Here is a 26,826-nt window from a genome sequence, read left to right on the forward strand (position 1 = left end):
TTTACTGGCTTTTACGGAACCGCCGATTTCGGCCCATACGTGACGGGTCCTTCGTTAATGAGCATGAGGCAGTGTAATGACACCCTACGTATTCAAAGCGGTGCTGACTGGGTTGTTGGCCGCCTTACTGGCGGCGTGTTCACCGATCAATGTGCTCAATGCCCTAACGCCTGAAAGCACTTTTACTCGAGTTTCCGATATCGCTTATGGCAGCGATCCGCGTAACAAGCTGGACGTATATACCCCTGTAAAGGCACCGGCTAATGCGCCGGTGGTTGTATTTTTTTATGGCGGAAGTTGGAACAGCGGCTCAAAAACCGATTACACGTTTGTCGGTGAAGCGCTGGCTTCGCGGGGGATCGTGGTCGTTATTGCCGATTACCGGTTGTACCCTCAAGTGCGCTATCCGGCCTTCTTAGAGGATTCTGCTCAGGCAGTGGCTTGGGCATATAAGCACGTGCATGAGTATGGTGGCGACCCTGAGAACCTCTACGTAATGGGCCACAGTTCGGGCGCTTACAACGCCGCGATGATTGCCCTCGATCCGGTGTTTCTCGCAAAAGTCGGACTCAAGCCGTCGATGCTCAGCGGTTGGATCGGCCTAGCCGGGCCTTATGACTTCTTGCCTATCGACAACGAGGACGTCAAGCCGGTGTTTTTCTTTCCAAATTCGCCACCTGACTCTCAGCCGATCAATCACGTCAGTCCAGAATCACCGCCTGCGCTATTGATCGCTTCGAAAGGTGACAAGGTGGTAAATCCGACCCGCAATACCGGTGGCCTGGCGGCGCGTTTGCGAGCCGATGGTGTACCTGTACGCGAGTTGTACTTCTCTCGAACCGGGCACGCTACTCTAGTCGCCGCCATGTCCCGACCGTTGCGCGCACTGGCGCCAGTGCTGGATGACGTAATCGATTTCATTCACGCCGACTTGCGTACCCAGCCTCTAGCCACTCAGTGACCTGAAGCGGCAAACCAGCCGTCGCTGCGATTCAGGCCCCTGGCTACCACGCCCAGGGTTATGCCGCGCAATAGCATGAACAAAATGAACGTCAGCCACAGCCCATGATTGCCCAAGTCTTTGGCGAACCAGGCGAAGGGCGCTATAAGTGCCACGCTCAGGAGCATGGCATTGCGCATTTCCCGCGCCCGGGTAGCACCGATGAATAAACCATCGAGCAGGTAGCTCCACACGGCAACCACCGGCAGCGCGGCCAGGTACGGCAGGTATTCGAATGCCGTTTCGCGGACTTCGGGAATGTTGGTCTGCATCTCGATGAACAAATGCCCCGCAAACAAAAACAAAATCGCGAACGCCAAGCTTGCGAGCAACGACCAGCCGGCCGCAACCGTCAATGAACGGCGCAACGAAGTGCGGTCATGGGCGCCAATGGCGTGACCACACAATGCCTCGACTGCGTGGGCCAGCCCGTCTAATGCGTGGGCGGTCAGCAGCAGACCGTTGAGCAATAAAGCATTGGCAGCGACCGTTGCATCGCCCAACCGAGCGCCCTGTACCGTGATCAGGAAAAATACCGACTGCAGCGCCAGGCTGCGGATGAAGATGTCGCGATTGACCGCCAGCAGGGGGCGCCAATTTTCCCAGTGTTTGAGCGCCGCCCACGCTACTTGGCCGGGAAACGCGCGCAGGCCTTTGTGCGTCAACGCCAGACCGAGCAGAGCACCGATCCATTCAGCCAACACCGAGGCTCGGGCCGAACCGACAACTCCCCAATCCAGGCCCATGACGAACCACAGATTCAGCGCGATGTTCACCAGATTGGTTGTCAGCAGGATCGCCAGTGGCGCTCGGGCATTCTGGGTGCCGAGGAACCAACCGACTAATGCATAACTAGCCAGCGCGGCGGGCAGGCCGAATAAACGGGTATGGAAGAAGTCCAGGGTCAGCGCTTTGAGATCGGCTGAGGGCTGCATCATGTCCAGGGCCATGTGGCTGAACGGAAGCGCAAAGATGCCCAATACCACCGACAGGATCATTGCCAGCAGCAATCCTTGCAACAGGATTTGCCTGAGCGCTGCACCATCATTGCGTCCGGCGGCCTGTGCGGCAAACCCGGTAGTGCCCATTCGCAGAAAGCCCATCGCCCATGCGAGGAAGGTATACAGAGTAGCGCCGACTGCCACCGCACCCAGTTGGTGGGCGTAAGGTAAATGGCCGATAACGGCGCTGTCGACCAACGCCACCAAGGGAACGGAAATATTCGAGAGAATCATCGGTGCGGCCAACGCCCAAACTCGTCGATGGGTTGTGCGGTCGCGCCAATCGGTCATCAAGCTGGACATGGAAGCTCCTTGGAAGGCGCGCAGTGTAACAACCTGCACTCATCGTGAGCCCCACCTAACTCGATGCTAGCTAATCCATTGGCGATGGATCAACGGGGGTTGGCCGCTGATCAATGAATAATCCAGCTCAACAACCACAAGCCGAGAACCATCCAGATGATGCCGGAGATAATTGAGGCGCGCATGAAGGCGCGAATGGCGGAGTACAGCAACATCAAGCCGATGATCAGCGCGATGATGCTGATCAGTGAGGTGTTCATGCCCAGCGTGCGAGACAGGCCCTCGACAAAGTTGCCTCCGGCATGCCCCAGTATTTTGAATAGCCAATCCAATCCATCAACCACAAACCGAATGATGGCGCCCAGCATCTGACCGAGCCATTCGAAAAAGCTTTCTGTCCGCATATGCATGCCCTGAAGAAAAAAGAAGTCTGTCGCTTGGGCTACTTTAGAGGCCAGCGAGTTCCGTGGAGGATAGAGGCTATTTGCCTTAAGTTTTTAAAAACGTGCGGCAGGGCTTAGGGTCGTGCGTGTTCGACAACTTTCAATGTGCCGTAACACAGTGCTGCGCGTTATTCGGCAACAGGGCCAGGGCCAATTGAGTACGGTTATGCATGCGGTCAGGCGCAGTACTTTAGAAACATATAACTTCACGGTGTTTTCAGTAATGCCCAGTTCATCCAAGATCAACGGTTGTTTGGCTGGAATTAACCACTTGTTCGGTGCTGCCGCGCCTGACCAGCTTGCCGTCCCTGGCATCGAGCAAATCGATTTGCAGGGTTGAGACTTTGTAATCGACATTTCGGGTTTCAGTGATTCCGCCACCCCATCCGCCCCAACCACCGCCCCATAGGCTGCCGCCGTAGTTGGTGCTGACCATTTGCTGGCGATTCTCAACGATCAAATAGGTTTGTACTTTAATGTCCGCTTGGCTCCCTGGTGCGGCCATGCGCAGTCCTCGCTGATCCAGCTGGTCACTTACCGATTGACGAATACGTTGTTCAGCCAAGTCGCTCTTTATTCGCGGATCGTCGGGACGATATTGCACGCTGGGCTCTTTCCAGGTCCAGCTGCGGTAGGCGCCAAAATCGCGTGTAACGTCAAAGTCACGGTTGACCTGATTGGCGACGCAGGCGCTCAGCGACAGTGCAATAGATAATATGGACAGGCGCCGTAACATGACGTTTCTCCTTTTGCATCACGAAGGCGGATAGGTCGTCAGTGCTTGATTGACCGCTTGGCGCAAAGCTTTGGCGCGGCCTGACTCATCGCCACCGGTAGCAGTTTCAGCGCTAGCACTCCATACCGGTTGATGGCTTCGGTTGTCAAACAGGCTGATGCGCACTACCAATACTTGAACCTGATACGTGCGCACAATTGGCACCGTGGTATACCCGCCAAAACCGCCGCTGTTGTAGCCGCCATAACGGCCATAGCCCACTCCGGCTCCATTATCGTAGGCGTCGTCACGGACCTGGCGCACGCGCGTTTCCACATGCACGTCTGCCACTACACCGAGGTCTGCGGGAAGATTATTCATTGCTGGACGCAGACCGCGTTGATCAAGCCCGTTGCTCACTGCATCGGCCAGTTGTTCCGAGCTGGCAAAGGGTGATCCACTGGGCCGCTGGCCGTTAACCCAGGACCAATTGCGGTATCGACCAAAATCAATCGTTGGCGCTGGATAAGCGCTCATGTCCACTGCCGTGTTAGCAGGCCGCGGCGCAGGAGGCAGAGGGTTGGAACTGGCAACGTAGGGGTTGTTGCTTTGGCAAGCGCTAATACTCAAGCACAGCAAAAGGGTGGCGATCCGGCGATTCATGATGGTCTCCGCAATAAACCGTGTGGGTTAAAAGCTCACAATGGCCTGCATAACCAATGCAGATAACGGCCCAGGCCAGCAAAGCTCGGGTGGCGACGGTGAGCTAATTCCATTTCCAGCAACGCTGCGAGTTCAACCTTGGCCTGAAACTCAACCGGCATGTAATCATGGAAAACCCTTACGCCACTTTGAGCTTCGACTCGCCACGTCCCTTCAAGTTGCGCTGACAATTCGCGCGGGTCCAGGGGGCGTTGCGGAGTCAGACTTTGTTTTTCTCCGGCCATGTCATTCTTGCGCATTTTGCGAAAGTGGCCCTTGAGCAGATTTCGATAGATCAACGCATCGCGGTTATAAAATGCCAACGACAACCAGCCATTGGCTTGGGTCAGTTGATGTAGCACTGGCAAAATCGCATGAGGTTCTGCCAACCATTCCAAGACTGCGTGACACAGTACCAAGTCATACGGTTGATGCTGCTGGCCGAGGAGATCCTGCCACGGTATCTGGATAAAGGTTGCCGTCTGGCCGGCGTCGGCAAAGCGCTGACGTGCGCCGTCGAGCATTGGCAGTGCCGGTTCTGCCAGCGTCACGGCATGACCGCGTTCCGCCAACCATAACGACATGTGGCCGAGTCCAGCGCCGATGTCCAACACCCGTAGTGGCCGATCGGGCGGCAGCACTTCAAGCAAGTCAGCCTGTAGTACCGCCAGACGGATAGCGCCTTTTGCGCCGCCATAGATTTTATCGGCGAAGCGCGTCGCCAGCAGATCGAAATGTCGATCACTCATGTGTAAAACGCCGCTCGTTATCGGCTAGCTTACTGCGTACTACCTGTTCCATATCCAACCCTAATTCACTGCACAGCATCAGCAGGTACATCACAATATCGCCCACTTCTTGACCGGCATGTTCTAGCTGATCAGGCGGTAGTTGGCGTGACTGGTCTTCGCCGAGCCATTGGAAAATTTCCACCAGTTCAGCCATTTCCACGCTGGCAGCCATTGCCAGGTTTTTCGGGCTATGAAATTGCCGCCAATTATTTTGATCTCGAATCTTATGCAGGCGTTGGGTAAGGTCGTCGAGGTTCATCGGGTTCTCCTGAGGACGTGTAGCTTAAACGCAGTCCCCATTACGGAGCCACCGTGTTGGCGAGAAGGGTGATGCGATGCCGCAGTCTAACAATCGGCCTTCTTTGGTTGTCACGGCACGGCATCGTCTACCGAAGAGCCTAGGTCAATGGCTGCCAACTGCCGATCATGTGCACCAGATCAGGGTTCGACCCCGTCAATCGAAACTGCCCACTGGAGCCGGCCGCGCTGGCTGACAACGTAACATCGCTGGGCAGCCGCACCGGCTTTTGAAACTCTGCGCTGATGTGAACATTCGCTGCGGGGAGGTGGTCGTCCAAGGCGGCGAGAGTTCGCGCTTTTAGCCACAGGCCGTGGGCAATGGCGGTGGGGAAACCGAACATTTTGGCGCTGGTGGCGCTCAGGTGAATCGGGTTGTAGTCGCCGGACACTTTTGCGTAGTGGCGACCGATGTCCGCAGGCGCCTGCCAACGCGTTACCTCGCTGAGCGGCAACGGCGCAGATTCGAAGTCGCTTGGTGGCTCACCAGGCAATTGCATCCCTCTGCAAAGCAGGGTGCAGTCCTCTTCCCAAAGTGACCCCAGTGCATCTTCAACTTCGGTGATCAGGCTAAATGTTGCGCCCTTGGCATGGGGTTGCAGGTTGCCGACGTGAACGCTCACTCGCACTTGGCCGATACCGCCTAGCGGTCGATGAACGCTGATGCTGTTGCGCAGGTGAATAAGGCCTAGCAACGGAAATGGAAAGTTTTTGCCGGTCATTATTTGCATTTGCAGTGCAAAGGCCAGCACGTGTAGGTAGGTAGGTGGCATCAAACTACTGTCCGGAAATCCGCATACTTTGCGATAGGCTTCCACCTGTTGGCGATTGACCGACACCCAACAGCGCAAGCCTTCTTCTGGCAACACCGTTCCAGTGACTTTACGTCGCAGCGCCGCTTGCAAGAACAGCCTGGGCAATGCCGGTGATGCGGTGAGGTAGCTCCATTGTGAAGCCATAAGTCATCTCCTTTTATTCCAAAATCGAACAGGCAAGCATCAGGCCCCTACAACGCTCTGGCCACACACGCGCACCACCTGACCACTTACGGCGCCTGTCCCTGGTTGGCTGAGCCAGGCCACGGTTTCGGCAACGTCTTGAGGTAAACCACCCTGGCCGAGGGAGCTCATGCGCCGACCAGCTTCACGCAGGGTGAAGGGCATATTTTCGGTCATTCTGGTTTCAATAAAACCAGGTGCGACAGCATTGATGCTGATGCCGCGCTGCTGCAATAGAGGCGCCCAGGACTTGGCCATGCCAATCAGCCCGGCCTTGCTCGCTGCGTAGTTGGTTTGCCCGCGATTGCCCGCGATGCCATTGATCGAGGCCATCAAGATGACCCGGCCGTTGTCGCGCAACGCGCCGCTGTCCAGCAGGGCTTGGGTCAGCACTTGTGGGGCGTTGAGGTTCACCGCCAGTACGGAGTCCCAAAATTCGGCCGTCATGTTTGCCAGGGTTTTATCGCGTGTGATCCCGGCGTTGTGGACCACGATGTCGATGCCAGTCGGCAGGGCTTCGGTCAACTCCAGTGCGGCGCTCTCGGCGCAAATATCCAAGGTCACACTTTGCCCACCCAGACGTGCAGCCAGTGCTTCGAGGTCGGCCTTGGCCTGAGGGACGTCCAGTAACACCACTTCTGCGCCGTCTCTTGCCAGAGTTTCGGCGATTGATGCCCCAATGCCGCGTGCGGCGCCGGTGATCAGCGCTCGTTTCCCGCGAAGCGGTCGGCTCCAGTCCTGCACATGAGTTGCGCATGGGCTCAGGCGGATGACTTGACCTGAAATGAATGCGCTTTTGGGTGATAGGAAAAACCGAAGAGCACCTTCGAGTTGGTTTTCCGCGCCTTCGTCGATATGCAGCAATTGCACTGTGCCGCCATCACGCATTTCTTTGGCGAGGGAACGGCTGAACCCTTCAATGGCCTGTTGAGTGCTGGCCGCTAAGGGATCTTCGGTCAGGGCAACCGGTGCCCGGCCGAGTATTACGACATGGGCGCTATGATCGAAACTTTTCATGACCGGCTGAAAGAATTCACGCAGCTGTTTGAGCTGGCCAGTGTGAGTCATGGTACTGGCGTCGAACAGCACAGCCTTGAGTTTCGGGCCTTGGTCGGCAGTCCAGGCGGTGGCATCCGGTTGATCGCTGCCAAAGCTGTACAGTGAGTCGGTAAGGCGCTGGGCGAAAATTCTGACGTGATCGGCCAGCGGCCCCGCGCTGATCAACAATGTGCCCTCAATCGGACGCAAACGCCCCGCTTGCCAGCGTTCCAATCGCGCCGGAGTGGGCAGGCCCACTGCGCCAATCAAGCGACGGCCGATGTCAGAGTTGGCGAATTCGATATAGCGGTCGGACGACATGGAACACTCTCCTTGAGTCGGGGTTCAAACAATTGACCACTTGGGCCCAACGGCGTTCGCTGCAACCGGACCTAAGCTGTGCTCTATTAGGCTCAATAAAAAGTATTCAACAACAAGGAAGCTTTATGAATCTGCCACGTCGCGTCGCTATTGTTGGCGGCAATCGCATCCCATTCGCCCGCTCCAACGGTGCGTATGCCACCGCGAGTAATCAGGACATGCTGACCGCCACACTCGAAGGCTTGATTGAACGATTCAATCTGCACGGTCTTCGCATTGGAGAAGTAGCCGCTGGTGCGGTGCTCAAGCATTCGCGAGATTTCAACCTGACCCGCGAATGCGTACTGGGCTCGCGACTGTCGCCCCAAACACCTGCGTACGACGTGCAACAGGCCTGTGGTACTGGGCTGGAAGCCGCGTTGCTGGTGGCGAACAAGATTGCGTTGGGGCAGATCGACTGTGGGATCGCGGGTGGCGTAGACACTACTTCGGATGCGCCGATTGGAGTCAACGAAGATCTGCGGCGCATTTTGTTGCAGCTCAATCGCAGCAAAACCGGCGCGGATAAACTCAAAGCATTGCTGCGACTTCGTCCGCACAACCTCAAGCCTGAACTGCCACGTAATGGTGAGCCGCGCACGGGATTGTCCATGGGGCAGCATTGCGAACTGATGGCGCAAACCTGGAATGTCGGCCGTGATACCCAAGACAAACTGGCGCTGGAAAGCCATGTGAAAATGGCGGCCGCCTATGCCGAAGGCTGGCAAAACGACCTGCTGACGCCGTATATGGGGTTGACCCGTGATCATAACCTGCGGCCAGATCTGACGCTGGACACGCTTGCCAGCCTAAAACCAGTTTTTGAGCGCGGTCCTAAAGGCACGCTGACAGCCGGAAATTCGACGCCGCTGACCGATGGTGCCTCCCTAGTGCTGTTGGCCAGTGAGGAGTGGGCCAAAGAACGCGGGCTACCGGTATTGGCATTTTTACGTGATGGCGAGGCTGCGGCGGTCGATTTTGCCAACGGCGCTGAAGGGTTATTGATGGCGCCGGTGTATGCCGTTCCACGCCTTTTGGCACGTAACGACCTTCGTTTGCAGGATTTTGATTATTACGAAATTCATGAAGCGTTCGCTGCGCAGGTGCTCTGCACGTTAAAAGCCTGGGAAGACGAGGATTACTGCAAAACCCGCTTGGGTCTGGACTGCGCGTTAGGGTCGATTGATCGCGGCAAGCTTAACGTTAAAGGCAGCTCGTTGGCGGCAGGCCATCCCTTCGCCGCCACTGGCGCAAGAATCGTCGCCAACTTGGCGAAACTGTTGGCGGTTGCCGGGCAGGGGCGTGGGTTAATTTCTATCTGCGCAGCGGGCGGACAAGGTGTTACGGCGATTATTGAGCGGTAATGCATCGGAATATACGCGTGGACTATCTGGCCAGCACAGCCTCACTTTCTTGCACCTTCAGCAACCGATGCTGCGCTGCATAGCGCTCAGCTAAAACCGAACAGACGATCAGCTGCATCGGGTGATAAATCATGATTGGCAGCAAAATCAGGCCCAGCCCTGGGTCAGCACCGAAGATTAACGCGGCCATCGGCGCACCGGCGGCCAACGATTTCTTGCTTGCACAAAACACCGCCGCCACCTCATCTGCATGGTTGAACTTGAGCGCGCGAGCGGTGCGGGTGGTCATGAATAAAACGACAGCCAGCAGCAGCGCGCTACCGATGAACGCACTGAAAATTACCGCACCGCCTTGTTTTTGCCACATGCCTGAAACCATGGAATTGCAGAACGCCGAGTACACCAGCAGCAGGATCACAACCTTGTCGACAATGTTGGTGTAACGCCTGTGTCGGGTAAAAAATTTACCCAAAAATGGTCGCACCAATTGGCCCAGTACCAGTGGCAGCAACAACATTGCGCAGAGATCGAGCAAAGTTGCGCCGAGGTCGATCCCGCCAGCGCCGGAACCCACCACCAAACTCACCAGCCACGGGGTCATGAAAATCCCGAACACGCTGGACATGCTGGCATTGAGAATCGCTGCCGGAACATTACCGTTTGCGCTACCGGTCAGCGCCACGGATGAAGAAATGGTCGAGGGCAGAGCGCACAGGTAGAAGAATCCCAGCATCAGCAGCGCGGGCAGGTGCGAGCCAAACAGTTTGCTACAAGCCAGCCAGAGCAGTGGAAACACTATGAACGTAAAGCTCTGAACCATTACGTGCAGCTTCCAGTTCTTCAGGCCGTGACTAATCTGTTCGCTGGACAAATTCACGCCGTGCAAGAAAAACACCAGAAATACGCCGATATTGATCACGTATTCGGAATGCATTGCGCCGCCGGCGCTGCCGAAGGCAGGGAAAAAATAAGCCAGCAGCGTGGCAAGTAGCATTCCGCACAGGAACCAGTCGGTCACAACGCGCTTAAGGTGCATGAATATGTGCATATGAGTGGCCGGCCTGGATTCTAAAAAGAGTTTTTGTAAAAAATGATGTCGGCAGGGTAACGTAAGGGTTCTGTAGCCGTCTTGCGACACAAGGTCAATCGATGCCGACTAACGGACAATATGGGGCCGAACGCCAGGTTCCGGTGCTGGATGCTTTGCCGCGACCGTTGTATGCCCGTGTCGAAAGTTTGGGCGCGGGCTCATGGACGCCGCCGCATCGGCACGATTGGGTACAGTTTGCGTATGCCATTAGCGGCGTCCTTGGCGTGCACACTGCCGAAGGTAGTTTTTTCGCGCCGCCGCAGTGGGGTGTCTGGATTCCTGCGGGGCTTGAGCATGATGTAGTTACCTCGACGTGTGCCGAAATGCGCAGCCTGTATGTGCGTCCAGAAGACTGTAAATGGGCGCCAGAACGTTGCCGGGTTTTGGAGGTGACCTCGCTGGCTCGCGAGCTAATTAAGTCGTTTTGCTTGCTGCCTTCACGGTATCCCCAGGGTGATAGCAGCGAAGAGCGTCTGGTCAAGGTGCTGCTCGATCAACTATCGGAGCTGCCGGAGGTCGAATTCTCGCTGCCATTGCCGCGCCATCCGCGATTGCTCGGGTTGTGCAACGAGTTGATCGCTGATCCCAGCCAAGTCATTACTTTGTATGATTGGGCTGGACGGTTGGGAATGTCGGAAAAAACACTGATGCGTTTGTTTCAGCGCGAGACCGGTTTAAGTTTCCGTGGTTGGCGCCAGCGGGCACGATTGCTGTCGTCGCTGAGTGTGCTGGAGGGCGGTGAGAGCGTGACAAATACGGCATTGTCTTGCGGTTATGATTCGACTTCAGCCTTTATCGCTGCCTTCAAAAGCCTATTTGGCTTCACTCCTGGGGAGCTGTTCAAAAACTGAGACTTGCGCAGGCCTGCCGGTTGATGGTTGGCTATACATTGCTCGGCATAAAAACTGTTAAATAATTGAAGCCTTTCCCACATCCGTGAAGGTCAAAGGTCGGCATCTACTACTCGCTGTGCGAGGATTGCCGTATAACGAGCATCCATTGCGTATTTGGCCACGAAGGACCCACAAAAAAAGCTGATGAAGACTCCAAAACGCATTGAACCCCTGATCGAGGACGGTCTGGTCGACGAGGTGCTGCGCCCACTCATGAGTGGTAAAGAGGCAGCTGTTTATGTGGTGCGCTGTGGCGAAGAGCTGCGGTGCGCCAAGGTTTACAAGGAGGCGAATAAACGTAGTTTCCGGCAGGCCGCGGAATATCAGGAGGGTCGTAAGGTTCGCAATAGCCGGCAAGCCCGAGCAATGGCCAAGGGCTCCAAGTTTGGTCGCAAAGAGACCGAAGATGCTTGGCAGAATGCCGAAGTGGCAGCGTTGTTTCGTTTGGCCGCTGCGGGTGTGCGGGTTCCCAAGCCTTACGACTTCCTGGAGGGCGTATTGCTGATGGAGTTGGTCGCTGATGAGTTTGGCGATGCGGCACCGCGTCTGAACGACGTGACCCTTGACCCGGATCAAGCACGTGAATATCACGCGTTTCTGATCAGCCAAATCGTGCTGATGCTGTGTACCGGCTTGGTGCACGGTGACTTGTCTGAGTTCAACGTGTTGTTGACTCCAAACGGTCCAGTGATTATCGATCTGCCACAGGCGGTCGACGCGGCGGGTAACAATCACGCGTTCAGCATGCTGGAGCGTGATGTTGGCAACATGGCCTCTTATTTCGGGCGTTTTGCGCCAGAGCTGAGACTCACCAAGTATGCGAAAGAAATGTGGTCGTTTTACGAGGCGGGCACGTTGTCACCTGCGACGGTATTGACGGGCGAATTCGACGAGCCAGAAGAAGAAGCTGATGTTGGCGGAATTCTTCGAGAAATCGAAGCAGCACGTATGGATGAGGACCGTCGTCAAGCCGGTCGGGCTGCCGATGAGGCGCCGCCTAATAAAGCCGAAGAACCGCCGCCACCCTGGATGCAATGATAGGCTAATAAAAATCCGGCTTCGGCCGGATTTTTTATGGCTAACATTCGGCTTCAGATGTGTTGGCTCCGGTATCAGTCGCAACACCCACCGGACTCAAGATCCTTGAGGATTGGGCAATCGGGACGATGATCACCGTGGCAGTGTTCGACCAGCTCTTGCAGGGTGTCGCGCAAGCTAGCCATTTCGGAGATTTTTTGATTTAGCTCGGTGATGTGTTTACGCGCCAAATTCTTCACGTCGCCGCTTTCCCGGCCTTTGTCTTGCCAGAGCGTCAGCAACCTTGAAACTTCTTCCAGCGAAAACCCTAAATCTCGCGAACGCTTGATAAACGCCAGCGTGTGCAGATCGTCTGGCCCATAAACGCGATAGCCGCTGTCAGTGCGATGCGCGGCTTTGAGCAAGCCTGTGGACTCGTAATAACGAATCATTTTGGCACTCAGACCACTGTTTTTCGCCGCTTGACCGATGTTCATCGGGTCCCCTGGTTTAATAATGGGCTCAATATCCCAAAGAGGCAGGTTTCAGGTACATGCCACTTGGGCTATTGGCTATTTGGTATTTAACGATGTCACCGGCGTGTAGCTGTATAACGGTGATTTTTGGGATGGTCATGCCCGGCTCGCAACCGGATGCTTGTCCCGGCAGCAAGCGCAGACGCACATCAGTTTTGCCGGGTGCCAGATTGAAAGAGGTGGACTCTTCCTGAAACAGGCGGCCTACCAACTGATCCTGGATGTATATACCTATTTCGCATGACGTGGACACTTCCAGCCGCTCACGAGAGATGATCAGTACGCTATAGTCCTGAGATTCGGCTTGCGCCCAAGGTGCTGAAGCCATAAGGCCAAGTATGCTGAAAAGACTCCATGCTGCCCGGCGCATTGCAAATACTCCTGCGTGAAAATACGGTGATGACGCAGCTTGGCCGAGCGGCGCGATGAATACCAGCCCGGGAGATAAAACATACGCTTGACCTTACCGCTATGGAAAGGTTGAAGATGCTCGCTATCTTACGAGGAGTAGCGCTATGCAACTATTTAATGTTCAAGGCATGACATGTGGTCACTGCGTCCGAGCTGTTACACAGGCCATTCATCGCGTCGATCCCACCGCTGAGGTGAAGGTGGATCTCGCCACGGGGGTGGTGCAAGTACAAAGTACAGTTGCCACTCAAGCGCTTGTCAGTTTGATCAGTAGCGAAGGGTACGTGGCTACCGCTCAAGCGGTCTAAACGATGGGCTGAGAAAAAGATTTAATAATTTGGTGTTGAGGACGCTCTGAGGTTTCAGGACGGTTAGACTAGCCCGTTGCGCGGGGCATAGTTTTGGAAAACCGATGAACCTCAGAATGATCTTGATACTGGGCGCATTGAGCGCTTTTGGTCCATTGGCCATCGATTTTTACCTGCCCGGTTTTCCGGCCATTGCGTTGGCATTTGCAACTGACGAAAAACACGTGCAGATGACCTTGGCCGCCTACTTTCTAGGCCTGTCTATTGGTCAGTTGGCTTATGGCCCGGTTGCCGACCGCTTTGGTCGGCGAACGCCTCTGTTAGTGGGCGTAGGGCTATTCACTCTAGCCTCGTTGGCGTGTTCGTTTGCACCTAGCCTGGAATGGCTGATCGCAGCGCGATTTGTGCAAGCGTTAGGTGGATGCGCGGGTATGGTCTTATCTCGTGCCATCGTCAGCGACAAATGCAATCCGATTGAATCGGCAAAGGTTTTTTCCCAGTTGATGCTGGTGATGGGCTTGGCACCCATACTCGCGCCAATGCTCGGTGGGCTATTGGTCAATCTTTACGGCTGGCACTCGATTTTTCTGGTGTTGAGCATTTTTAGTGCCTTGTGCTGGCTAGCGGTTTTTCGTGGCTTACCTGAAAGCATGCCGGCAGAACATCCGCGCCACCCGTTAACAGGCGCTCTCACACAGTACCGTCGGTTGTTGGGTGACAAGATTTTCATCGGCCACGCTATGACCGGTGGTATCGCCATTGCGGGGATGTTTGCATATGTGTCGGGCTCACCGTTTGTTTTTATTAAGCTTTATGGCGTGCCACCAGAACATTACGGCTGGTTGTTTGGCTCCAACGCCGCGGGCTTCATTTTAACAGCGCAGATTAATGCCCGAATATTGAGCCGACGAGGTCCTGCATTTTTGCTGGCGCGAGCGGTGTGGGTGTACTTGACCGCCGCGTTGGTCATGTTGGGCGTAGCGGCGTTGCGCCCCGAAGCCCTCTGGCCATTGCTTATTCCGTTGTTCATTTGTATTGCCAGCCTTGGCTGCATCATCCCTAACGCCTCGGCGTGTGCGATGAGCGGCCAGTGGAAGCGGGCGGGCAGCGCGTCGGCCCTGCTCGGGTGCCTACAATTCAGCGTTGCTGCCGCCGCTTCAGCCTTGGTAGGTATCCTGCACGACGGCACTGCAATGCCTATGGCGACGGTGATTAGCTTGTGCGGAATATTGGCGGTCACCGCAGCCTTATTGACCCATCGACTGCAACGAAACCGTGACAAATCTGCCACAGAGGCAGCACGCGTTTAGAGGGGACAACAGACAACGAACCGATCTAGCTCGCTGCTTGCTGCCGTAAGGTCGGAAATGTGTGTGGTGCCTGAAGCCGAGACTCAAGCGTGCGAACAAAGGCACGAGCTTCGGCCTCACTGCGGAAGCTAACGACATGTTGGTCCAAACGGACCTGCCATTGGTTTCCTTCCAGGGATCTTGCTGATTCACTCATCAGAACTTTCATTGCTGACTTCCTCGAGGGTTGGCAAACTCAGCAAGTGTAATCCGGCTTCTGAACAACGTATTGATCCCGGTCAAGCGTCTGACTGACGGCGCTGTCTGTATGAACAGTATGCCGCCTCGTTCAATTAGAAGCCTTCTAGTACTATCTTGCCTTTGGCTTTACCACTCTCTAATACAGCATGAGCTCGACGTAAATTCGCTGCGTTGATGGTGCCGAAATGCTCACCAAAAGTGGTCTTCAACGTACCAGCGTCAACCAACTCTGCAACGCGATTGAGCAGCTTGTGTTGCTCGATCATATCGGGCGTTTCGAACAATGATCGCGTGTACATGAACTCCCAGTGCAGCGAGATGCTCTTGCGTTTGAGCAGGCCAACATCGAGCGACTTCGGGTCGTCGATCAACGCCAGACGTCCTTGCGGCGCCAAGGCATCAACCAGTTGATTCAAATGTTTATCGGTATGGGTCAGGCTAGCAACATGAGTCACCTGAGAAAGTCTCGCGCGGCTCAGCTCTTCGTTCAGCGGCTTGCTGTGATCGAGGATATGGTGCGCGCCTAGCTCACGCACCCATGCTTGTGTCTCAGGCCGGGAGGCAGTGCCGACTACCTTCAGTCCGGTCAATTGGCGAGCCAATTGGGTGAGTATCGAACCGACGCCGCCCGCCGCTCCGACAATTATTAAACTTTGCCCTTTATCTGCTTGGCCTTCGCCTATCTGCAGACGCTCGAAGAGCAATTCCCATGCGGTGATCGCAGTCAGCGGCAAGGCGGCCGCGTGGGCAAAACTCAGAGATTTGGGCATGTGCCCGACAATACGCTCATCGACTACGTGCCATTCACTGTTAGCCCCGGCGCGCGCGATTGAACCGGCGTAAAACACTTTGTCCCCGGGCTTGAACAGCGTGACGTGCGCGCCCACCGATTTGACGATGCCCGCAACGTCCCAGCCCAATACCTTAGCGGCGCCGTCTTCCGGCTGCGCGTTTTGCCGAACCTTGGTATCGACCGGGTTGACTGAGATGGCTTTGACTTCAACCAGCAGGTCGCGAAGGCCAGCGACCGGGGTTTCCAATTCGATGTCTTGCAATGACGCGGGATCGGTAATGGGTAAGCAATGGTAATAAGCGACAGCTTTCATGAAGGCTCCAGAAAAAGGGACAGTAAGACGACAACTGACGAATCGATCGTCAGGCCAGATGTTGAACTCGCTTAAGAATGAACGCTTCCAGGTGCTTGCCCACTTCGACCCTGAACGCTTGGATATGCGCACTGGCGGAATGGGCTTGGAGGGCAGCATCGTCGGTCCAGCGCTCGATCATATAAAAAGATGCGCTGTGCTCCAGGTCTTGGTGCAAGTCGTAACTAAGGCAGCCGGTCTCGGCGCGGGTCGGTTCCAGAATCGTGCGCAGGCATTTTTCCAAGTCTGCTTCGTGACCCGATTTAGCGATAAGCGTGGCGATGACGATTAACGGCGGGGACATGGTGATTCCTTAGAGGGCGCTCGGGCCGCTGAAAAGTGCAATGACGCAGATGATTGGCTATTTCCTCAAAAGATAAAACCCGCTAAAACAGCAGTCTCTTTCAATTTTTAATTGATAATCCGAGTTTTTATGCTTCGTTTTGATGATTTGCAATTGTTTGTTCGCGCTGCTGACTTGGGCAGCTTGTCCGCGGCCGCGCGAGTTATGGACATGTCGGCTGCCGTCGCCAGTGCGGCGCTTAAGCGTATCGAGCAGCAACTGGGCGCACGATTGATGGCGCGTTCGACCCGTAGTCTTCGTCTGACGGCTGAAGGTGACGGGTTTCTGGAATACGCACGGGCAGCCTTGAGTAGTCTTGAGGAAGGGCGTCGGTTATTGGCCAGCAGCCAAGATCAAGTGAGCGGCGTTTTGCAGTTGTCTGCACCTTCTGATTTTGGTCGTAATGTTCTATTACCTTGGCTCGATGAATTTCAGCGTCAACATCCTCAGCTAACCTTGCGCCTATTATTGGGTGATCGGATCGCCGATCTGTTTCGTCAGCCGGTAGATATAGCTCTGCGGTATGGCGAGCCAGAAGACTCCAGCCTCGTCGCTTTGCCTATAGCACCTGACAACCGGCGCGTGCTGTGTGCGGCACCGTCTTATCTGGCGCGCCAGGGTGAGCCGCAGCACCTGGAGCAGTTGGCGCAGCATAATTGCTTGCTTTTTATGCTGGGCAATAGAGTGCATGACCATTGGCGCTTCCATGATGGCAAACGAGAAATGAGCCTGACGGTGCACGGGGATCGTTTCAGTGATGATGCCGACGTTGTTCGGTTGTGGGCGGTGGCGGGCGCCGGCGTCGCGTATAAATCCTGGCTGGATGTCGCCGCTGACGTTCATGCCGGGCGCTTGAAAGTGTTAATGCCAGAGCTGCAAGGCGAGTGGGCACCGCTCAACTTGCTGTGCGCCCATCGGTTGCAATTGAGTAAACCGGTTAATCTTTTACGTGAAATGCTCAAGTTGCGCTGCTCGGCATTAGCGGCACGAAGCCCCTCTATCCCGTAACACTATGACTAATGTTCCATAGACTACTTGCTGTAAGGAAATGTCTGACGGGACATGCAAAGAGTTGCATCACTAAAAAGCATAGATCACAGGTGCAGGTGCTAAAGGTTCCGTTAAGTCGTCGTATTTTCTTGCGCGTTTTGTGTGTTTCTTTTGTAGGCAATTCCCTTGGGTCTATCAGGTAAGTTTTTTCATACGGCCCTAAAGTGTCCGGCCGGCAGTGCTTTCAAAGCAGATAGCCTGTTCGGAAGCTCTTTTCTTCAGGCGTGACAGTGACCGACTTTGGCTGCAGGATGCCAGCGTCGAGCTAAAGACGAGTTTAATCACCGTTTCGTGAAAGAGCGCTGGGCTTATACTTGACGTGCTCGGCCAAGTCCGTCAGCTATCAAGCAGGACGTATCTATACGACAAATTCCGGCAGGCTAGATTAATGAGTAGGTGATCGGTGCCAGAGATTTAAATATTGCGTCATATAGGTTTTACAACATGACGTTTTCGCTACTCCGGTGAAATATAGCCCTCGTTTTGGCGGCTTAGCGTCTTGGCTGGATCCAATTTGCTGTTCACTATGTCAGTGCGATTGATGAATGTTTCAACAGGGAGTGAATACATGGAATATGCACCTTGCATTAGCCAGATTGCCACGTTGTTGGCTGACCCAAAACGCAGCGCAATGATTTGGGCTTTGATGGATGGGACCGCCCGTGCGGCGGATGAGCTGGCCCTGCTGGCGGGTCTATCCACGTCTTCGGCAGGTGCCCACTTGGCGCGCTTGGCTACTGGCGGTTTATTAAAGCAGGAGGCGCGAGGCCGAAAGCGGTTCTTCCGGTTGGCTGGACCCGAGGTTGGGGCTGCGGTCGAGGCATTGGCCAGCGCATCTTTGGTCAGTATCGACCGCGTGAGCAAAAGTGTGTCGCAACCTGTTTTATCCACGCCGCCCTTGCCGCTTCGACGCGCAAGGATTTGTGCGGATCATTTAGGTGGTGAGTTAGCTGCTGAGCTGTATCAACGCCTCTTGGGAGCCGGGTGGATCGAGCAGCAGGAGCAGCGTATCGAAGTCACCAGCAAGGGCGTCGCCCAGTTTGCCCAGCGTGGGATTTATGTTCCCGCTCTGGCCCATCGAAAGCGCCAGACCGTGTGCGCATGTCCGGATTGGAGTGAACGTACACCGCACTTGGGCGGCGCCCTGGGTGCGGGCTTGCTGCAATTGTTTATTCAATTGGGGTGGTTGCGCACTACCGAAGAATCCACCGCCTTGCAGGTCTCTTCCAGCGGGCAACGTGAAATCAGCAAAATCGCGTCCGCTGCCTGATGCTACCTCGGGATGTGTTCCCTTTTTCACGGGAACACATCCGTCGCTATCAAGGTTTGACCAGTCGCGAGTCCAGGCTATTTTGCGCCATGCGCTTGGCCTGGTCCTGGGTCATGCCGAGATGGGTATGCAGCGCATGGAAATTCTCCGTCACATACCCCCCGAAGTAAGCAGGGTCGTCTGAGTTGACTGTCACCTTCACGCCTCGCTCTAGCATTTCGAGAATATTGTGTTGAGCCATATCGTCAAACACGCATAGTTTGGTGTTGGACAGAGGGCATACCGTCAGCGGAATCTGTTCGTCGATGATGCGTTGCATTAGTAGGTCGTCTTCCATAGCCCGGACGCCGTGGTCAATGCGTTCAATCTTCAACAGGTCCAGCGCTTGCCAAATATATTCGGGTGGCCCTTCTTCGCCTGCATGGGCAACCGTCAAAAAACCTTCGCTTCGCGCACGGTCGAATACTCTTTGGAACTTGCTAGGCGGGTGACCCATTTCCGAGCTGTCGAGCCCGACGGCGACAAAAGCGTCACGGAACGGCAGTGCTTGATCCAGGGTTTTTTCGGCCTCTTCTTCGCTCAAGTGGCGCAGGAAGCTAAGAATCAGACCACTGCTAATACCGAGCTTCTCCTGACCGTCTTTTAAAGCACTGGCAATACCATTTGCCACTACTTCGAACGCAATGCCTCGGTCGGTATGGGTCTGGGGATCAAAAAACGGTTCGGTATGAATGACGTTCTGTGCTTTGCACCGTTGTAAATAAGCCCAAGTCAGGTCATAGAAATCTTGTTCGGTACGCAGTACGTCGGCCCCGCGATAGTACAGATCCAGAAACTCTTGCAGATTATTGAACGCATACGCCTTGCGCAAGGTTTCGACGTCTGCCCAGGGTAAGGCGATTTTATTGCGATCGGCCAAGGCGAACAGCAATTCAGGTTCCAACGACCCTTCGAGGTGTAAGTGCAGTTCTGCCTTGGGCAGCGCGTTCAGCCAATCGTACATGTGCGTTTTCTCATCAGGAGCAGATGCAGGCATTCTACAGAGGATGCCCTACAAGAAAGCAAAACCTGACCAGCCGGTTAAATGTTCACCCTCCGATCATTACTGCTACCGTTAGCACCAAACATTTAGTAACCCCGAGCAGTCTGTACTGCACATCACCTTTCTCTCGCTGCGCGCTTTCAAAAGCCAAGGGCACCAATGCCGACCTATTTAAAAGACGAAAAATTTCTGCTCCTGGCAGTCTTTGCTGCATGTGTTGCGTTCCCTTTCGAATATTGGTTGCTGAGTCACGGCCAGGGCATTGCGTTGGCGGGTGCAATCGCGTTGGTCGTCGCTATCGTTTGCGCTTCTATGCGTGTGGCCCATCATGCGGAGCTACTAGCCCACAAGGTGGGTGATCCCTACGGCACGATGATTTTGACGTTAGCGGCGGTATTGGTCGAAGTGGTGATCTTGGCAATCATGATGAGCAACGAGCCTTCGCCCACGCTTGTGCGCGACACCATTTATTCGGCGGTGATGCTTGATATCAATGGCATTCTTGGTCTGGCAGCACTGATGGGTGGCCTAAAGCATGGCGAGCAATCGTACAACGACGATTCAGCGCGCACGTACAGCGTGATGATTCTCACTGCAATGGGCGTTTCGATGGTGGTACCTGAGTTTATTCCCGCAGGAGACTGGAAAGTTTATTCGGGGTTTACCATTGGTGCGATGGTAGTGCTCTACGCGTTGTTTTTGCGCATGCAGGTGGGGCCGCATAGTTATTTTTTCAGTTATAGCTATCCGCAGAAAAAGCGTAAAAATCAACCTGCCGACGATGAACCAATTATCAATTTGACCCGCTCTGTCGGCACGTTAGTCTTCGGCGTTGTGGTAATTGGCGCGCTGGCGGAAGTGATGTCGAAAACGGTCAACCTGGGGCTCCAAGGGACAGGTGCACCTCCCGTGATGACAGCCATTTTGGTTGCAGCGATTTCCGCCGCGCCGGAGATACTTACCGCGCTGCGCGCAGCTTTGGCTAACCGCATGCAATCAGTGGTCAACATCGCATTGGGGGCGTCGTTGTCGACGGTGATCCTGACCGTTCCGGTCATGGAGGCGATGGCGCTTTACAGTGGTCAGCCGTTCCAGATGGCAATGACGCCGGTGCAAACGGTCATGGTATTTATTACCTTGCTGGTGAGCGCAATCAACCTGAACGATGGCGAAACCAATGCTATCGAAGGCATGACCCATTTTGTGTTGTTCGCGACCTTCATCATGCTGTCGCTGCTGGGGGTTTAAGGCGCCTCGCTGAAAGCGCGGTCGAGGTCTACCCGGGATTTGTTTCACCCTTTTAGTTAATAAGATGTTGCCCAGCGTCTCGACCCGGTCGCTGGGTGGCTTTGCTGGAAACTTTGCCAGTGAAAAAACAGGGTTGACCGCGGGCTGCCCGAGCTGATTTTCCGATTTTTGATCGTAGGGGGTGGTCCCTACTTAGCCAATTCATGGTCCTTGTTAGAGCCCAAAAAATTATCTGTGAAATCGGAATGTTAAGAACGCTTATTAACGAACAAGGTGAAGGTGCTTTACTTGATATCAAGTAGGCTGGGGTTCAATCTTGCGTATACAGAATTTTACGCTAGCCTTAAGATCACATGGCGTGCAGTCATGGCTTTCAGCGTAGTGTAATTTTTGCTGTTAGCGGAGACTAAATTGTATCTTGTTAAACTAGGAGCAATAGTCATGACTATGGATTTCAAGAAAATTTCGGCAGGCGTTATTACTATGATGGTGTTGATGGGCAACGCTCATGCGGTTACTACCTCATGTCCAGCGGTCAGCGATATTAAACAGACTGCCGAGGGACAGGGTTTTACTTATACAGCTACTGCCCCAAATGGTCAGAAGTGGACGGGTGAAAACCCGATGGCTGATGAATCGGATCTGCAAAACGTTACGTTCAAAATGGCTGCGATCCGTAGCACAAGTAGTAGTGGAGACTTTGTGGCATGTGACTACGAAGGTAAGAAGAACGAAGCCGTTAGAATGACCCTTAAAACCCAGGCAGCTGCGAAGCCTGTGGGTATTGCATGGAAAGAAAAAGAATGTAAAGAAACCAATCCGGCTCTTTGTACTTTCGAATAAGTACCATTTCGTCGATAGCACATTGAACTACCCATGACTTATCGTTTTTTCAAAAACTATCTTGCTTTTCATTAGATAAACAATTCATGATTATTCATATGGAAAGCAAGTTCCACTTTTAAAGATTCAGTTTGGTGTCGACAGTACTACCAATTCCACAGCACGATGTTCACTATCAAGCCTAAGGCACCGAGTTGATCTTACTCACCTTCACGTTAACGTTGGCAAAGCTTGCCGCGCTTGCCATGGAGCACGGCGAGGGCACAGCTGGGCTGACATTTGCCTCGGTTCAGTAGGGCTAGCATGCACAGTGTGTTTACGAACTTAGTGGCCAAGCCTACTGCTTGTTGCGCACGGTAAGCTGTTCGCCGTTTGTACGAGTTGTGCAAAAATCGAACACCGAGGCGCACACCATGAAGGGTCTGTGTTTTCGGCACTCTTGCACGGGTTATCCACAGATTGGTCCACAGTAATTGTGCGCAAGCTCGAAATGAGGGGATAAGCACCCGCCGCATTGGATCGTGTTGTCATAAGTCGCGCTAACAGACTGTTTTAAGAAGATTTTTCCTGTTACTTAGATAATTGGTTAATAAGTGATCAATTGGCGCAGAGCTATGCGTACCGGGGGGTGCGAGCGGGTGTACTCAGGTTATCCACAGCCGGGTGCACAACAGATGTGGGCAACTCTATGTCACTCCTCTGCGCGCTGGACAACAATGCGCCCGCGACTAAGATCCGCTAATTGACGCTGAAGGGTTTCAATGTATTCAGGGCCAAGCGAGAGAGTGATTTCCACGCCATTGGCGGTAAATGCTTCGTTCAGCATCAGACCATTTAACTCAGCCAAGCGTACTTTAACCATCGCAAGCTCGCTGAAACTGCAATCAAAACTCAGCCCCACCCTATGAATGAGCGGTACGCGTTCAGCCTGTTGAAGGCATTTGTTTGCACCGCCGCCGTAGGCCCTGGCCAAGCCACCAGTACCTAACTGAATTCCGCCGTACCAGCGAATCACCAGTACAACGACCTGGTCGAAATCTTGCGCTTCAATAGCGGCCAGGATCGGGCGACCTGCAGTGCCTCCGGGCTCACCGTCGTCACTGCTACGGTATTGATCGGCCAGTTTCCACGCCCAGCAATTGTGAGTGGCATTCAAATCGCTGTGTTGCTCAATATAAGTTTGAGCGTCTGCAGCGCTAGTGATGGGCGCGGCCAAGGTGATGAAGCGGCTTTTGCGAATTTCTTCCCGGTATTCGCAAGCGCCGATTAGGGTAAAAGGCATGACAGATTCCAGCTATCGACGAGACAAAGCGTCGCTTAAGAGCGTGCGTGCTCAGGCAGCTGAAGGCGTAAGCCCGCAGCCTTTGAGAATGATCCGAATCAGGTTGTCGCCGGCGTCTTCCATATCCTGCTTGGTCAGGCGCGTGCGACCGGTTACGCGACAAATTTGCGTGGCGAAGTCTGCATAATGCTGAGTGCTTCCCCACAGCAAAAAGATCAAATGTACGGGGTCGATGGAGTCCATTTTTCCTGCATCAATCCAGGTCTGAAACACGGCGGCTCGACTCTGGAACCATGCGCGATAATCTTGGCTGAAGTATTCGTTCAAGCACTCCCCGCCGCTGATGATTTCCATCGCAAAAATCCGCGAGGCTTGTGGCTGCCGCCGAGAAAACTCCATTTTCGCGCGAATGTAGCGGGTCAAGGCCTCGGCAGGATCGTCTTCCCCGCTAAGTGAGTTAAAGGTGCTGTCCCACAATTCAAGGATGTTGCTCAATACGGCAATATACAGCCCGAGTTTGTTGGTGAAGTAGTAGTGCAGGTTGGCTTTGGGCAACCCCGCATTTTGCGCAATGGTGTTCATGCTGGTGCCTTTGAAGCCGTGACGTGCGAACTCGTCTTCAGCGGCTTTAATAATCGCCTCTTCGTTTTTCTGACGGATACGGCTGGCAGGTTTAGCGACGGCGTGAGCGCAGTGCGCTGGGACTTCAAAGGTCATTGGGCGATTCCGAACGGAGTATGGGCTGCGTCATGTGAACAGATAACGCACCCGCGACGTTCCGACAAGTGGTTAGAGTGCAAATTTATTGCTTCAAGGCATCGACTTCCGGTACTGGATGGTTCGCCTGAGTCGGCAGATGACGTTCAGGCAACAGTATGCACATCACAATGGCGGTAATGCCGCCGCTGGTGATAGCAGAGTCGAACAAGGTCTGAATTATTTTTGGCAGATGGCTTAGCAGTGTCGGTTGCGCTGCGATACCCATGCATAATCCCAGTGCCGAGGCAATGATCAGCGGCGGGGTAATAATCCCAACGAAGCTGGCGAGGACTTGTTGCAAAGCCTTCATGAGGACATGCATCAGCGTGTTGCGGCGAGACTGTTTAAAAAACTTTCCAGCACCAGATGAGGGCGCCGGCCTTTGCGGGTGACCGAGGCCAGTGTCAGGTCATAGAAGCGTGTGCCAGATTTTAAGGCTCGGAGTCGGCCTTGCTGCACCCATAAGCTTGCGTAGTGATCCGGTAAGTAGCCAATGTAGCGTCCAGTAAGAATCAGGAAGGCCATACCCTCGCGATCAGAGGCGCTGGCGGTGCAGTTCAGCACCTGGTAATGCGCTTGAATGTCGGCTGGCAATCGAAAGGTCGGCGCGATGGCGTCTTGCTCATCCAATCGGGCGTCGGTGAGTGCCGCATCGTCCATATAGAAGAGCGGATGACCTACCGCGCAATAGAGCAGTGACCGCTCGCTGTACAACGGTTGATATTCAAGTCCGGACAAAGCACTGGCCTGAGGGACGACGCCCAAGTGCAAACGCCCATCAAGCACGCCTTGTTCAACTTCGTTGGGCGCGATCATTCGGATGTTGATATGTACGTCCGGCCCACGCTCCTTCAATTGGGCCAGTGCATGGGTAATGCGCATATGGGGGAGGGTGACGAGGTTGTCAGTCAAGCCAATGTTCAGTTCTCCGCGTAAATGCAGGTGCAGGCCGTTGACCTCAGTGCGAAAACTTTCCAGTGCGCCCAACAGTTGCAGAGCTGATTGATAGACTTCCCGGCCTTCTTCCGTCAGAGAAAACCCCGCCCGCCCCCGCTGGCACAGGCGTAATCCCAAGCGCTGCTCTAGGTCGCTCATTTGCTGACTGATCGCCGAGCGGCCAATACCCAGCACACTTTCGGCGGCCGAGAAGCCGCCGCATTCGACAACGCTTCGGAAGATACGCAGCAAGCGCACGTCGAAGTCGCTGACTTGGGCCAATGGATCGGGCCTACGAGTACTCATAGTTTAGTCATCGGCTAACTGAAGATCTTAAAAGTTGGGTTTTTCAAACTTTATGCCCATGGCAACGTAGCTGCAACAACGCCGCTCAATCGGCTGCCCCTTCGCCCTCGAGGTAGTTGCACCCATGAATCTTCCCGAAACTGCTGAAACATCGTTGGCCAGCCAATTGAAGCTCGACGCTCATTGGATGCCGTACACCGCCAACCGTAGTTTTCAGCGAGACCCTCGGCTCATCGTTGCAGCCCATGGCAGTTACCTGACTGATGATCAAGGCCGCAAGATTTACGACTCATTGTCTGGGTTGTGGACTTGTGGTGCCGGGCATACGCGCAAGGAGATTCAAGAGGCTGTATCGCGCCAGTTGGGGACGCTCGATTACTCGCCGGCGTTCCAGCATGGTCACCCGTTGTCGTTTCAGTTGGCAGAGAAAATCACTGAGCTAACTCCAGGTAATTTGAACCACGTCTTCTATACCAACTCTGGTTCCGAATGTGCGGATACGGCGGTCAAGATGGTGCGGGCTTATTGGAGGTTGAAAGGGCAGGCCACCAAAACCAAGATGATCGGCCGGGCCCGCGGTTATCACGGTGTCAATATCGCGGGCACTAGCCTGGGCGGCGTCAACGGCAACCGCAAAATGTTTGGCCAGCTCATGGATGTCGATCATCTGCCCCACACCTTGTTGGCCAGCAACGCTTTTTCGCGGGGTATGCCCGAGCTGGGTGGTATTGCACTGGCGGATGAAATGCTCAAATTGATTGAGCTGCACGACGCGTCCAACATTGCCGCTGTGATTGTCGAGCCCATGGCCGGTTCGGCCGGTGTGTTGGTGCCGCCACAAGGCTATCTGAAACGTCTTCGGGAGATTTGCGATCAGCACAACATCTTGCTGATCTTCGATGAAGTCATCACCGGGTTTGGCCGTACTGGCTCAATGTTCGGTGCGGACAGCTTTGGCGTAACGCCGGACCTTATGTGTATTGCTAAGCAAATCACTAATGGCGCGATTCCCATGGGGGCGGTTGTCGCAAGCACCGAGATCTATCAAACCTTCATGAATCAGCCGACACCGGAATACGCGGTCGAATTTCCACACGGCTATACCTACTCCGCGCACCCGGTTGCGTGCGCTGCTGGCCTGGCTTCGCTGGAGTTGCTGCATCGGGAGAATCTGGTTCAACAGGTCGCCGAAGTTGCACCGCATTTTGAAAAGGCGCTGCACGGCATTAAGGGTACGAAAAACGTCGTGGACATCCGCAACTACGGCATGGCCGGTGCGATCCAAATCGCCCCGCGTGATGGCGATGCAATTGTGCGTCCATATGAAGCAGGGATAAAACTCTGGAAGGCTGGCTTCTATGTACGCTTTGGCGGCGACACGTTGCAGTTTGGGCCTACCTTTAATAGCAAGCCAGAGGACCTGGATCGGTTGTTCGATGCGGTGGGCGAGGTGCTGAACCAGATCGACTGATCTTCTATATAGAAGGGCCGCTTGAAAGAGGGGGTGAGCCGAGAGGCCCGCCCCTTTTATATCGATGTAATCTAGCAATGTGACAGATAGTTGAAATTAGCTATTGACGTAACTTTTCCTGGGCCTATAATTCGCCCCTCTTCCGCAGCAGATGAAACGAAAACTCCTTGGCAATCAATGAGTTAACCAGTTTTGTTAGCGAGGAAGAAGCTTCGGTCGCGGTGATCGGCAGCGGTAAGAATAGGCAGTTGACAGCGAGTTGAAACGCTGTAGAATTCGCCTCCCGCTGACGAGAGACGCGAAGTTGATCGAAG

At 54.5% G+C, this 26,826-nt stretch carries 30 protein-coding genes and 2 pseudogenes; 11 read left to right on the plus strand and 21 right to left on the minus strand.

Annotated features, from left to right (window positions below; all coding sequences use genetic code 11):
- Window positions 1–76 precede the first annotated feature (76 nt).
- Window positions 77–961 (plus strand): alpha/beta hydrolase, encoded by an 885-nt coding sequence (locus QN378_RS02960; protein ID WP_322206648.1) that lies wholly within the window; start codon window positions 77–79, stop codon window positions 959–961.
- On the opposite strand, the gene QN378_RS02965 is transcribed toward QN378_RS02960, so the two are convergent.
- From QN378_RS02965 to QN378_RS03005, 9 genes and pseudogenes are all read right to left on the minus strand, one after another.
- Window positions 955–2,304, minus strand: coding sequence for an MATE family efflux transporter (locus tag QN378_RS02965; RefSeq protein ID WP_322206649.1), 1,350 nt, complete (start codon window positions 2,302–2,304; stop codon window positions 955–957). The two genes, QN378_RS02960 and QN378_RS02965, sit on opposite strands and share 7 nt — an antisense overlap.
- A 110-nt stretch (window positions 2,305–2,414) precedes the next feature.
- On the minus strand, window positions 2,415–2,708 hold the full coding sequence (locus QN378_RS02970; RefSeq protein ID WP_322206650.1) for a hypothetical protein: 294 nt from the start codon (window positions 2,706–2,708) through the stop codon (window positions 2,415–2,417).
- 139 nt (window positions 2,709–2,847) lie between these two features.
- Window positions 2,848–2,981 (minus strand): annotated as a pseudogene (locus tag QN378_RS02975) (DNA-binding response regulator); the annotation flags it as partial.
- Window positions 2,980–3,483, minus strand: a complete 504-nt coding sequence (locus tag QN378_RS02980) for a DUF4136 domain-containing protein (protein WP_323548915.1) — start codon at window positions 3,481–3,483, stop codon at window positions 2,980–2,982. The pseudogene QN378_RS02975 and the gene QN378_RS02980, both read right to left, overlap by 2 nt.
- 18 nt (window positions 3,484–3,501) lie before the next feature.
- Window positions 3,502–4,125: a DUF4136 domain-containing protein gene (locus QN378_RS02985; protein ID WP_323548916.1), complete on the minus strand. Its 624-nt coding sequence runs from the start codon at window positions 4,123–4,125 to the stop codon at window positions 3,502–3,504.
- Between the two features lie 35 nt (window positions 4,126–4,160).
- On the minus strand, window positions 4,161–4,913 hold the full coding sequence (locus QN378_RS02990; RefSeq protein ID WP_323548918.1) for a methyltransferase: 753 nt from the start codon (window positions 4,911–4,913) through the stop codon (window positions 4,161–4,163).
- Complete coding sequence (locus tag QN378_RS02995; protein WP_322206654.1) at window positions 4,906–5,214, minus strand: nucleotide pyrophosphohydrolase; 309 nt, start codon at window positions 5,212–5,214, stop codon at window positions 4,906–4,908. Before QN378_RS02995 ends, QN378_RS02990 begins: the two co-directional genes overlap by 8 nt.
- 139 nt (window positions 5,215–5,353) lie before the next feature.
- Window positions 5,354–6,211, minus strand: coding sequence for a MaoC family dehydratase (locus QN378_RS03000; RefSeq protein WP_322206656.1), 858 nt, complete (start codon window positions 6,209–6,211; stop codon window positions 5,354–5,356).
- Between the two features lie 39 nt (window positions 6,212–6,250).
- Window positions 6,251–7,609, minus strand: coding sequence for a 3-oxoacyl-ACP reductase (locus QN378_RS03005; RefSeq protein ID WP_322206657.1), 1,359 nt, complete (start codon window positions 7,607–7,609; stop codon window positions 6,251–6,253).
- Between the two features lie 125 nt (window positions 7,610–7,734).
- On the opposite strand from QN378_RS03005, the gene QN378_RS03010 reads away from it, so the two are divergent.
- Window positions 7,735–9,012, plus strand: coding sequence for an acetyl-CoA C-acetyltransferase (locus QN378_RS03010; RefSeq protein ID WP_322206658.1), 1,278 nt, complete (start codon window positions 7,735–7,737; stop codon window positions 9,010–9,012).
- A 22-nt stretch (window positions 9,013–9,034) separates the two neighbouring features.
- Here QN378_RS03010 and QN378_RS03015 read toward each other — a convergent pair whose 3' ends face one another.
- Complete coding sequence (locus QN378_RS03015; RefSeq protein ID WP_322206659.1) at window positions 9,035–10,060, minus strand: bile acid:sodium symporter family protein; 1,026 nt, start codon at window positions 10,058–10,060, stop codon at window positions 9,035–9,037.
- Window positions 10,061–10,161: 101 nt separating this feature from the next.
- Between QN378_RS03015 and QN378_RS03020 the strand changes: the two genes are divergently transcribed.
- Both QN378_RS03020 and QN378_RS03025 read left to right on the plus strand, forming a co-directional pair.
- Window positions 10,162–10,953 carry a helix-turn-helix transcriptional regulator gene (locus QN378_RS03020; RefSeq protein ID WP_322206661.1) on the plus strand — a complete coding sequence of 264 codons (792 nt, stop codon included), beginning with the start codon at window positions 10,162–10,164 and terminating at the stop codon, window positions 10,951–10,953.
- 186 nt (window positions 10,954–11,139) lie between these two features.
- A complete protein-coding gene (locus tag QN378_RS03025; protein ID WP_322206663.1) occupies window positions 11,140–12,033 on the plus strand; it encodes a PA4780 family RIO1-like protein kinase in 894 nt (297 codons plus the stop codon).
- Between the two features lie 74 nt (window positions 12,034–12,107).
- Here QN378_RS03025 and cueR read toward each other — a convergent pair whose 3' ends face one another.
- Both cueR and QN378_RS03035 read right to left on the minus strand, forming a co-directional pair.
- Complete coding sequence (gene cueR, locus QN378_RS03030; RefSeq protein WP_322206664.1) at window positions 12,108–12,509, minus strand: Cu(I)-responsive transcriptional regulator; 402 nt, start codon at window positions 12,507–12,509, stop codon at window positions 12,108–12,110.
- Window positions 12,510–12,534: 25 nt separating this feature from the next.
- Window positions 12,535–12,918, minus strand: coding sequence for a hypothetical protein (locus QN378_RS03035; RefSeq protein WP_322206665.1), 384 nt, complete (start codon window positions 12,916–12,918; stop codon window positions 12,535–12,537).
- Window positions 12,919–13,063: 145 nt separating this feature from the next.
- Between QN378_RS03035 and QN378_RS03040 the strand changes: the two genes are divergently transcribed.
- Window positions 13,064–13,267: a heavy-metal-associated domain-containing protein gene (locus tag QN378_RS03040; RefSeq protein WP_322206667.1), complete on the plus strand. Its 204-nt coding sequence runs from the start codon at window positions 13,064–13,066 to the stop codon at window positions 13,265–13,267.
- A 104-nt stretch (window positions 13,268–13,371) separates the two neighbouring features.
- Complete coding sequence (locus QN378_RS03045) at window positions 13,372–14,577, plus strand: Bcr/CflA family multidrug efflux MFS transporter (RefSeq protein ID WP_322206668.1); 1,206 nt, start codon at window positions 13,372–13,374, stop codon at window positions 14,575–14,577.
- 25 nt (window positions 14,578–14,602) lie between these two features.
- Here QN378_RS03045 and QN378_RS03050 read toward each other — a convergent pair whose 3' ends face one another.
- From QN378_RS03050 to QN378_RS03060, 3 genes are all read right to left on the minus strand, one after another.
- The gene (locus QN378_RS03050) at window positions 14,603–14,785 is read right to left on the minus strand and encodes a hypothetical protein (RefSeq protein WP_322206669.1); all 183 of its coding nucleotides are present in this window, start codon (window positions 14,783–14,785) and stop codon (window positions 14,603–14,605) included.
- A 124-nt stretch (window positions 14,786–14,909) separates the two neighbouring features.
- Complete coding sequence (locus tag QN378_RS03055; RefSeq protein ID WP_322206670.1) at window positions 14,910–15,923, minus strand: zinc-binding alcohol dehydrogenase family protein; 1,014 nt, start codon at window positions 15,921–15,923, stop codon at window positions 14,910–14,912.
- A gap of 49 nt (window positions 15,924–15,972) precedes the next feature.
- The gene (locus QN378_RS03060) at window positions 15,973–16,266 is read right to left on the minus strand and encodes a putative quinol monooxygenase (RefSeq protein WP_322206671.1); all 294 of its coding nucleotides are present in this window, start codon (window positions 16,264–16,266) and stop codon (window positions 15,973–15,975) included.
- Between the two features lie 129 nt (window positions 16,267–16,395).
- On the opposite strand from QN378_RS03060, the gene QN378_RS03065 reads away from it, so the two are divergent.
- Window positions 16,396–17,313 carry a LysR family transcriptional regulator gene (locus QN378_RS03065; RefSeq protein WP_322206672.1) on the plus strand — a complete coding sequence of 306 codons (918 nt, stop codon included), beginning with the start codon at window positions 16,396–16,398 and terminating at the stop codon, window positions 17,311–17,313.
- A 610-nt stretch (window positions 17,314–17,923) separates the two neighbouring features.
- Entirely contained in the window at window positions 17,924–18,625 is a 702-nt protein-coding gene (locus tag QN378_RS03070) for a helix-turn-helix transcriptional regulator (protein ID WP_322206673.1), read from the plus strand.
- A 49-nt stretch (window positions 18,626–18,674) separates the two neighbouring features.
- Here the strand turns inward: QN378_RS03070 and QN378_RS03075 are convergent, their stop codons facing one another.
- Complete coding sequence (locus tag QN378_RS03075) at window positions 18,675–19,628, minus strand: adenosine deaminase (RefSeq protein WP_322206674.1); 954 nt, start codon at window positions 19,626–19,628, stop codon at window positions 18,675–18,677.
- Window positions 19,629–19,826: 198 nt separating this feature from the next.
- Here QN378_RS03075 and QN378_RS03080 point away from each other — a divergent pair, with 198 nt between their 5' ends.
- The gene (locus tag QN378_RS03080; RefSeq protein ID WP_322206675.1) at window positions 19,827–20,915 is read left to right on the plus strand and encodes a calcium:proton antiporter; all 1,089 of its coding nucleotides are present in this window, start codon (window positions 19,827–19,829) and stop codon (window positions 20,913–20,915) included.
- A 441-nt stretch (window positions 20,916–21,356) separates the two neighbouring features.
- The gene (locus QN378_RS03085; RefSeq protein WP_322206676.1) at window positions 21,357–21,758 is read left to right on the plus strand and encodes a DUF3757 domain-containing protein; all 402 of its coding nucleotides are present in this window, start codon (window positions 21,357–21,359) and stop codon (window positions 21,756–21,758) included.
- 691 nt (window positions 21,759–22,449) lie between these two features.
- Here QN378_RS03085 and QN378_RS03090 read toward each other — a convergent pair.
- The 4 genes from QN378_RS03090 to QN378_RS03105 all read right to left on the minus strand — a co-directional run bounded on the left by QN378_RS03090 (window position 22,450) and on the right by QN378_RS03105 (window position 25,041).
- Entirely contained in the window at window positions 22,450–23,040 is a 591-nt protein-coding gene (locus QN378_RS03090) for a YigZ family protein (RefSeq protein WP_322206677.1), read from the minus strand.
- A gap of 51 nt (window positions 23,041–23,091) precedes the next feature.
- Window positions 23,092–23,757 carry a TetR/AcrR family transcriptional regulator gene (locus QN378_RS03095; protein WP_322206678.1) on the minus strand — a complete coding sequence of 222 codons (666 nt, stop codon included), beginning with the start codon at window positions 23,755–23,757 and terminating at the stop codon, window positions 23,092–23,094.
- 85 nt (window positions 23,758–23,842) lie between these two features.
- The gene (locus QN378_RS03100; protein WP_407074094.1) at window positions 23,843–24,109 is read right to left on the minus strand and encodes a hypothetical protein; all 267 of its coding nucleotides are present in this window, start codon (window positions 24,107–24,109) and stop codon (window positions 23,843–23,845) included.
- 11 nt (window positions 24,110–24,120) lie between these two features.
- Window positions 24,121–25,041: a LysR family transcriptional regulator gene (locus tag QN378_RS03105; protein WP_322206679.1), complete on the minus strand. Its 921-nt coding sequence runs from the start codon at window positions 25,039–25,041 to the stop codon at window positions 24,121–24,123.
- A 124-nt stretch (window positions 25,042–25,165) separates the two neighbouring features.
- Between QN378_RS03105 and QN378_RS03110 the strand changes: the two genes are divergently transcribed.
- Window positions 25,166–26,512 (plus strand): aspartate aminotransferase family protein, encoded by a 1,347-nt coding sequence (locus tag QN378_RS03110; protein ID WP_322206680.1) that lies wholly within the window; start codon window positions 25,166–25,168, stop codon window positions 26,510–26,512.
- Between the two features lie 124 nt (window positions 26,513–26,636).
- On the opposite strand, the pseudogene QN378_RS03115 reads toward QN378_RS03110, so the two are convergent.
- A pseudogene (locus QN378_RS03115) lies at window positions 26,637–26,826 on the minus strand (hypothetical protein); the annotation flags it as partial.

Origin of the sequence: Pseudomonas sp. 10S5 (assembly GCF_035019745.1) — a bacterium.
Lineage (GTDB): Bacteria > Pseudomonadota > Gammaproteobacteria > Pseudomonadales > Pseudomonadaceae > Aquipseudomonas.

Bases quoted from the DNA above. Each gene is read 5' to 3' on its own strand.
- QN378_RS02960 (WP_322206648.1), top strand. From the start codon at position 77: ATGACACCCTACGTATTCAAAGCGGTGCTGACTGGGTTGTTGGCCGCC.
- QN378_RS02965 (WP_322206649.1), bottom strand. From the start codon at position 2,304: ATGTCCAGCTTGATGACCGATTGGCGCGACCGCACAACCCATCGACGA.
- QN378_RS02970 (WP_322206650.1), bottom strand. From the start codon at position 2,708: ATGCGGACAGAAAGCTTTTTCGAATGGCTCGGTCAGATGCTGGGCGCC.
- QN378_RS02980 (WP_323548915.1), bottom strand. From the start codon at position 3,483: ATGTTACGGCGCCTGTCCATATTATCTATTGCACTGTCGCTGAGCGCC.
- QN378_RS02985 (WP_323548916.1), bottom strand. From the start codon at position 4,125: ATGAATCGCCGGATCGCCACCCTTTTGCTGTGCTTGAGTATTAGCGCT.
- QN378_RS02990 (WP_323548918.1), bottom strand. From the start codon at position 4,913: ATGAGTGATCGACATTTCGATCTGCTGGCGACGCGCTTCGCCGATAAA.
- QN378_RS02995 (WP_322206654.1), bottom strand. From the start codon at position 5,214: ATGAACCTCGACGACCTTACCCAACGCCTGCATAAGATTCGAGATCAA.
- QN378_RS03000 (WP_322206656.1), bottom strand. From the start codon at position 6,211: ATGGCTTCACAATGGAGCTACCTCACCGCATCACCGGCATTGCCCAGG.
- QN378_RS03005 (WP_322206657.1), bottom strand. From the start codon at position 7,609: ATGTCGTCCGACCGCTATATCGAATTCGCCAACTCTGACATCGGCCGT.
- QN378_RS03010 (WP_322206658.1), top strand. From the start codon at position 7,735: ATGAATCTGCCACGTCGCGTCGCTATTGTTGGCGGCAATCGCATCCCA.
- QN378_RS03015 (WP_322206659.1), bottom strand. From the start codon at position 10,060: ATGCACATATTCATGCACCTTAAGCGCGTTGTGACCGACTGGTTCCTG.
- QN378_RS03020 (WP_322206661.1), top strand. From the start codon at position 10,162: ATGCCGACTAACGGACAATATGGGGCCGAACGCCAGGTTCCGGTGCTG.
- QN378_RS03025 (WP_322206663.1), top strand. From the start codon at position 11,140: ATGAAGACTCCAAAACGCATTGAACCCCTGATCGAGGACGGTCTGGTC.
- cueR (WP_322206664.1), bottom strand. From the start codon at position 12,509: ATGAACATCGGTCAAGCGGCGAAAAACAGTGGTCTGAGTGCCAAAATG.
- QN378_RS03035 (WP_322206665.1), bottom strand. From the start codon at position 12,918: ATGCGCCGGGCAGCATGGAGTCTTTTCAGCATACTTGGCCTTATGGCT.
- QN378_RS03040 (WP_322206667.1), top strand. From the start codon at position 13,064: ATGCAACTATTTAATGTTCAAGGCATGACATGTGGTCACTGCGTCCGA.
- QN378_RS03045 (WP_322206668.1), top strand. From the start codon at position 13,372: ATGAACCTCAGAATGATCTTGATACTGGGCGCATTGAGCGCTTTTGGT.
- QN378_RS03050 (WP_322206669.1), bottom strand. From the start codon at position 14,785: ATGAAAGTTCTGATGAGTGAATCAGCAAGATCCCTGGAAGGAAACCAA.
- QN378_RS03055 (WP_322206670.1), bottom strand. From the start codon at position 15,923: ATGAAAGCTGTCGCTTATTACCATTGCTTACCCATTACCGATCCCGCG.
- QN378_RS03060 (WP_322206671.1), bottom strand. From the start codon at position 16,266: ATGTCCCCGCCGTTAATCGTCATCGCCACGCTTATCGCTAAATCGGGT.
- QN378_RS03065 (WP_322206672.1), top strand. From the start codon at position 16,396: ATGCTTCGTTTTGATGATTTGCAATTGTTTGTTCGCGCTGCTGACTTG.
- QN378_RS03070 (WP_322206673.1), top strand. From the start codon at position 17,924: ATGGAATATGCACCTTGCATTAGCCAGATTGCCACGTTGTTGGCTGAC.
- QN378_RS03075 (WP_322206674.1), bottom strand. From the start codon at position 19,628: ATGTACGATTGGCTGAACGCGCTGCCCAAGGCAGAACTGCACTTACAC.
- QN378_RS03080 (WP_322206675.1), top strand. From the start codon at position 19,827: ATGCCGACCTATTTAAAAGACGAAAAATTTCTGCTCCTGGCAGTCTTT.
- QN378_RS03085 (WP_322206676.1), top strand. From the start codon at position 21,357: ATGACTATGGATTTCAAGAAAATTTCGGCAGGCGTTATTACTATGATG.
- QN378_RS03090 (WP_322206677.1), bottom strand. From the start codon at position 23,040: ATGCCTTTTACCCTAATCGGCGCTTGCGAATACCGGGAAGAAATTCGC.
- QN378_RS03095 (WP_322206678.1), bottom strand. From the start codon at position 23,757: ATGACCTTTGAAGTCCCAGCGCACTGCGCTCACGCCGTCGCTAAACCT.
- QN378_RS03100 (WP_407074094.1), bottom strand. From the start codon at position 24,109: ATGAAGGCTTTGCAACAAGTCCTCGCCAGCTTCGTTGGGATTATTACC.
- QN378_RS03105 (WP_322206679.1), bottom strand. From the start codon at position 25,041: ATGAGTACTCGTAGGCCCGATCCATTGGCCCAAGTCAGCGACTTCGAC.
- QN378_RS03110 (WP_322206680.1), top strand. From the start codon at position 25,166: ATGAATCTTCCCGAAACTGCTGAAACATCGTTGGCCAGCCAATTGAAG.